Origin of the sequence: Pseudoalteromonas sp. RB2-MNA-CIBAN-0110, assembly GCF_040309305.1 — a bacterium.
GTDB lineage: Bacteria > Pseudomonadota > Gammaproteobacteria > Enterobacterales > Alteromonadaceae > Pseudoalteromonas > Pseudoalteromonas arctica.
Genome location: NZ_JBEOOQ010000090.1, coordinates 1 through 1,092, shown reverse-complemented (window position 1 = coordinate 1,092; position 1,092 = coordinate 1). Strand labels below are relative to the sequence as shown.

1 protein-coding gene is annotated in these 1,092 nt (G+C 41.2%); it reads left to right on the top strand.

Features of this window, described 5'->3' with window-relative positions; translation table 11 throughout:
- Positions 1–74: 74 nt before the first annotated feature.
- The coding region (locus tag AAEY68_RS20645; RefSeq protein WP_350586786.1) for a transposase at positions 75–1,092 on the top strand (1,018 nt) is incomplete at its 3' end.

Here is a 1,092-nt window from a genome sequence, read left to right as displayed (position 1 = left end):
TTGGTTGCTTTTTAACCTTGAATCCATCTGTTCGCTGTGATCTAATAGATATTATTCACCCACGGTAAACTGTTATGGCTAACTACAAGCCTGACTTATCCTGTCAAAATAAATTCATTCCTATCAATTTCGCTGAGCAAATTCTGCCTGGCACTTTTGAGTATGCCCTTTGTTATATTGTCGAAAATAAACTCGATTTATCGGGGTTTGACGCGTGGTACAACAATGACAAAACGGGCGCGGCGGCGTATCCACCTTCGGTAATGCTAAAGATTATTTTACTGGGCTATGCACATGGTTTGATCAGTAGCCGTCGAATTGCTAAAGCGTGTGAGACGAACATTTTATTTATGAGTGTGTCGGGAGATATCCAGCCGCATTACACATCAATAGCAGGCTTCGTTGCTAAAATGCATGAACAGATTGAGCCGATTTTTACGCAAGTGCTGATGATATGTGATGAGGAAGACTTGATAGGCCGCAACATGTTTGCCATTGATGGGTGTAAATTAAAGTCCAATGCGAGTAAAGAGTGGAGTGGCACATTCGATGAGTTAGGTCGCAAAAAAGCAAAACTAGAACGCGCAAGCAAACGTATTATTGAACGCCACCAATCACAAGATGGACTGGGCGAAGAATTGATAACTCAGGATTTAAAACAAAAAGAAAAGCTAGATAAAAGTGCAGATAAAATCACCGAGTTTTTAGCCACTCACGAAGAGAAAACAGGCAGTAAAGGCAAGCCTGTTAAAAGTAATATCACTGATCCAGATAGTGCAAAAATGACGACCTCAAAAGGCACAATCCAAGGTTACAACGGCATAGCGATAAACGATGATAAACACCAAATTATCCTGCAAGCACAAGCGTGGGGCTCAGTAGGCGAGCAACAAACTTTACAGCCAGCCGTTGCACAATTAAAACAGCAACTCGCTAAACTCAATACAGAAAAAATGGCAGATGAGCATACCATCAAATTCACCGCAGACAGTGGGTTTAACAGCGAAGTAAATCTTGAATTTATGGCGCAAAGTGGGTTCGATACCTACATTGCGGACAACCAATTTAGAAAACGAAATCCATTGTTTAAAG